The following is a 4,505-nucleotide window of genomic DNA, read 5'->3' on the forward strand; positions in this document are numbered from 1 at the left end:
AAGGAACGCCGGGGACGGTCGTTGTCGAACGAACGCTGCGGACGGTCACCATCACGACGCGGACCCCGGTCACCGTCGAAGGAACGACGGGGACGGTCGTTGTCGAAGTCACGACGCGGGCGGTCCGAGTACGACGGGCGCGACGGACGGTCATTGTCGCGACGGGGGCCACGGTCACCATCGAACGAACGACGCGGACGGTCATTGTCGAAGTCGCGACGCGGACCACGGTCACCGTCGAAGGATCGACGGGGACGGTCATTGTCGAAGTCACGACGCGGACCACGATCACCATCGAACGAACGCCGGGGACGGTCGTTGTCGAAGTCACGACGCGGACCACGATCACCATCGAACGAACGCTGCGGACGGTCCTGGCGGTTGTCGTACGAACGACGCGGACGGTCCTCGTCGTAGGAGCGACGCGGGCCGCGGTCGCCGTCGACGTCGCGGCGAGGCCGGTCGTTGTCGTACGAGCGACGCGGGCGGTCGTCGTTCGAGCGCTGCGGACGGTCACCATCGAACTGACGACGGGGGCGGTCGCCGCCCTCGCGACGGTCGCCGTCGCGCTGCTTGCGGGGGTTGATGCCGGGGCGCGAGTCGTAGCTCGCGCGGCGCTTGTCGCGCTCGTCCCTGTCGTTCATGGTGCTCCTGTCCAATTGTGTGGACGCTCCCGCCATTCTTACGCGCCTGGGCACGAAGAACCGGGTCAGTACGTCCTGAGTAAGTCTCTCTCACGCGTGGTCGCGGCGTCCCGAGCGGTCAAGACACGGGACAATGGCGGCGATGACTTCCACCGACACGTCCCTGCTCGCCCGCCTTCCGGAGACGGCGCCCGGCGCGGCGCCCGATCCTGACGCGCTCTACGAGGCTTTCGCGACGTGGGCGGCGGAACGGGACCTTCCATTATATCCACATCAGGACGAGGCGCTCATCGAGATCGTCTCGGGGTCGCACGTGATCCTCGCGACGCCGACCGGCTCGGGGAAGTCGCTGGTCGCCGCGGGCGCCCACTTCGCGGCCCTCGCCGCGCATCGTGCCGGCACGGGAGGCCGCACCTACTACACGGCTCCGCTCAAGGCGCTCGTGTCGGAGAAGTTCTTCGCGCTGATCGAGATGTTCGGCAGCGAGAACGTCGGCATGATGACCGGCGACAGCGCCGTCAACCCCGACGCGCCCATCATCTGCTGCACCGCCGAGATCCTCGCGAACCTCGCACTGCGCGACGGCGACGCGACCGACGCGGCGCTCGTGGTCATGGACGAGTTCCACTTCTACTCCGACCCGCAGCGCGGCTGGGCGTGGCAGGTGCCGCTGCTCGAGCTGCCGCGCACGCAGTTCGTGCTGATGTCCGCCACCCTGGGCGACACGTCGTGGCTCGTCGAGGACCTCGAGACGCGCACCGGGCGCGCGGTGTCGGCGGTCACGAGCGCCGAGCGCCCGGTCCCCCTGTCCTTCGACTACCTGGTGGAGCCGCTGCCCGAGGTGGTCGAGCGCATCGTCCAGACGGGCCGCGCGCCCGTCTACATCGTCCACTTCACCCAGAAGGACGCGGTCGAGCGCGCGCAGTCGCTGCTGAGCATGAACGTCGCGACCCGTTCGGAGCGCGACGCGATCGCAGCGGCGCTCGACGGCATCCGCTTCGGCACCGGTTTCGGCAAGACCCTCAGCCGCTTCCTGCGCGCCGGCGTGGGCGTGCACCACGCGGGCATGCTGCCCAAGTACCGGCGCATCGTCGAGCGCCTCACCCAGCAGGGCCTGCTCAAGGTCGTGTGCGGCACCGACACCCTGGGCGTGGGCATCAACGTGCCCATCCGCACGGTCCTGCTCACGTCGCTCGTGAAGTACGACGGCGAGCGCATGCGCCATCTCAGCGCGCGCGAGTTCCACCAGATCGCGGGACGCGCCGGCCGCGCGGGCTACGACACCGAGGGCGAGGTGATCGTGATGGCGCCCGAGCACGTGATCGAGAACCGCAAGATGCTGCTCAAGGCGGGCGACGACCCGAAGAAGGTCAAGAAGATCGTCCGGAAGAAGGCGCCCGCCGGGTCCGTGAACTGGACCGACGCGACCTTCGAGCGGCTGCGCGACGCCGATCCGGAGCCGCTCACGTCGAGCTTCGCGGTCACGCACGCGATGGTGCTCAACATCCTCGCGCGCGGCCGGGACGATGCGCGGTCCGGCCGGGAGGCGACGGACCCGGTGGTCGCGATGCGCGACCTGCTCGCGGCCGTCCACGAGACCCCGGCCCAGCGCTCGGCTCACGCGCGCCAGGCGTTCCGGATCTACTGGTCGCTGCGCAAGGCGGGCGTGGTCGAGCGCGTGCGCATCCCGGACGCGAGCCATCCCCGCGGCGCGCGCCCGTCGGTGCGCCTCACGGTCGACGTGCCCCGCAACTTCGCCCTCAACCAGCCCCTGTCCCCCTTCGCGCTGGCGGCGATGGACCTGCTCAACCTCGAGTCGCCCACCCACGCGCTCGACGTGGTCTCCGTGATCGAGTCGACGCTGTCCGACCCGCGCCAGCTCCTCGTCGCGCAGCAGTTCCGCGCGCGCGGAGAGGCGGTCGCCGCGATGAAGGCGGAGGGCATGGAGTACGAGGAGCGCGTCGACGCCCTCGAGGAGGTCACGTGGCCCCGGCCGCTCGCGGACCTGCTCGAACCCGCGTTCGCGATGTACCGCCGCTCCAACCCGTGGATCATGGGCGCCGAGCTCTCCCCCAAGTCCGTGGTACGCGACATGCTCGAGAAGGCGATGACCTTCGGCGACCTCGTGTCGTCCTACGGCCTCGAGCGCACGGAGGGCATCGCGCTGCGCTACCTCGCGGAGGCCTACCGCGCGATGCGCCAGACCGTGCCCGAGGAGCACCGCACCGAGGAGGTCGCGGAGATCACCGACTGGCTGGGCGAGGTGGTCCGCTCGACCGACTCGTCGCTGCTCGACGAGTGGGAGAAGCTCTCCAACCCGGAGTCGTTCGTCGAGGACGATGCGGATCCCGCCGCCCCGGTGCTGCCGGGCGCGGGTCCGGCCCGCCCGGTCACGGGCAACCCGCGCGTGCTGCGCCGCCTCATCCGTAACGCGATGTTCCGCCGCGTCGAGCTCGCGTCGCGCGAGGACTACGAGGCTCTCGGCACGCTCGACAAGGGCGCCGGCTGGGACGCGTCTGCCTGGGAGGACGCGCTTGACCCGCTGTTCGCCCTGCACGGGGACGATGCGGTGGGCATCGGGCCGAACGCCCGCTCCTCCGCGCTGCTCACCTTCGTGGAGGCCGGCTCCGCGGGCGGCACGGACGGCCGTGGGCGCGCGGCGCTGGCGGCCGCGGGCCACACCGAGGTGCCGGCGGGCACGTGGATCGTGCGTCAGGTCATCGACGACCCGGCGGGCGACCACGACTGGGGGATCGTCGCCGCGATCGACCTGGACGCGAGCGACGAGGCGGGCGAGGTGGTGCTCGAGGTGCTGGCGGTGGGCGCCCTGTAGCGGCCTCCCCGGCGCCGGTCGCGGCCGGCGTCAGTGGGTCTCGACGACGATGCGCCCCATGGGGGTGAGCGAGATCGGGATGAGCTTGAGGTTGGCCCACGCCATGGGGATGCCGATGATCGTGATCGCGAGGGTGAAGGCCGTCGCCACGTGCGCGATGGCGAGGATCAGGCCGAGCGGGATCCACAGGATGTTGCCGATCACCGTCCACGCGCCGGCGTCGGCCGCGCGCACCACCTCCCGGCCGAACGGCCAGATCGCGTAGTTGGCGATCCGGAAGCACGCGATCCCGGCGGGGATGCCGACGATCGTGAGGCACGCGAGGATGCCGACGATCACGTACGAGAACCACAGGCCGATGCCCGCGAAGAAGAACCAGATGATGTTGAGAAGCGTGCGCATGCCTCAGCGTATGCCCGTGCCTCGTCAGCCGTCGGTGAGGACGGCGGCGTAGGCGCGGACCGAGCGGTGGTACCGCGGCAGCGAAGGCTCGATCGCCTCGATCGCCACTCGGAGCGCCTCGTCGTGCCGACCAGCGCTGTGGAGCGCGAGCGCGAGGAAGACGCGGGGCGCGGCACCGGTGGCGGGATGTGCAGGGGCGGCCTCGAGCATCGCGATCGCGTCGTCGATGCGGCCGAGGTTGCGCAGCGTGGACGCATGTTGCACCACCATCTGGGCGGCGCGGTCGGGGTCGACGCTGTCGAGGCCGGCCGCCGTGGCCGCGGCGTACCGCTCATGAGCCTCGGCCTCGTGCCCGCCCGAGTCGTAGGCACCGCCCAGCTCGAAGGCGCCGAGCGCGGGATGCGGCGCGCGATCCGCGAGGTCGCGCATGGCCACGATTCGGGCCTCGCCGTCGATGGTCTCGTCAGCCCACAGCGCCTCGACGTCGTGCTCCCAGGCGGTGTCCATCACGCCAGGCTACCGGGCGACTACCTGCGGACATGACAAGAGGCCGACTCCCAATGACAGTTGGGACGGGTGTGACGAGCGTGGGGGTGGCTCGAGTCTCATCCGTCACTTCTGTCATT

At 70.6% G+C, this 4,505-nt stretch carries 4 protein-coding genes; 2 read left to right on the top strand and 2 right to left on the bottom strand.

Features of this window, described 5'->3' with window-relative positions:
- Together AOM04_RS14835 and AOM04_RS11210 are read left to right on the top strand one after the other, a co-directional pair.
- Positions 1–857, top strand: an 857-nt coding sequence (locus tag AOM04_RS14835) for a hypothetical protein (RefSeq protein WP_228373693.1), incomplete at its 5' end; no start/stop codon positions are given.
- The gene (locus AOM04_RS11210; protein WP_062464862.1) at positions 787–3,477 is read left to right on the top strand and encodes a DEAD/DEAH box helicase; all 2,691 of its coding nucleotides are present in this window, start codon (positions 787–789) and stop codon (positions 3,475–3,477) included. The genes AOM04_RS14835 and AOM04_RS11210, both read left to right, overlap by 71 nt.
- A 30-nt stretch (positions 3,478–3,507) precedes the next feature.
- Here AOM04_RS11210 and AOM04_RS11215 read toward each other — a convergent pair whose 3' ends face one another.
- Together AOM04_RS11215 and AOM04_RS11220 are read right to left on the bottom strand one after the other, a co-directional pair.
- On the bottom strand, positions 3,508–3,879 hold the full coding sequence (locus AOM04_RS11215; protein ID WP_062464863.1) for a YccF domain-containing protein: 372 nt from the start codon (positions 3,877–3,879) through the stop codon (positions 3,508–3,510).
- A gap of 24 nt (positions 3,880–3,903) precedes the next feature.
- Positions 3,904–4,386: a tetratricopeptide repeat protein gene (locus AOM04_RS11220; protein WP_062464864.1), complete on the bottom strand. Its 483-nt coding sequence runs from the start codon at positions 4,384–4,386 to the stop codon at positions 3,904–3,906.
- Between the last annotated feature and the right edge of the window lie 119 nt (positions 4,387–4,505).

The organism is Demequina soli (assembly GCF_000971195.1).
GTDB classification, from domain to species: domain Bacteria; phylum Actinomycetota; class Actinomycetes; order Actinomycetales; family Demequinaceae; genus Demequina; species Demequina soli.

What these genes read in the sequence shown, in the direction of transcription:
- AOM04_RS11210 (WP_062464862.1), top strand. Translation starts at nt 787, where the DNA reads ATGACTTCCACCGACACGTCCCTGCTCGCCCGCCTTCCGGAGACGGCG.
- AOM04_RS11215 (WP_062464863.1), bottom strand. Translation starts at nt 3,879, where the DNA reads ATGCGCACGCTTCTCAACATCATCTGGTTCTTCTTCGCGGGCATCGGC.
- AOM04_RS11220 (WP_062464864.1), bottom strand. Translation starts at nt 4,386, where the DNA reads ATGGACACCGCCTGGGAGCACGACGTCGAGGCGCTGTGGGCTGACGAG.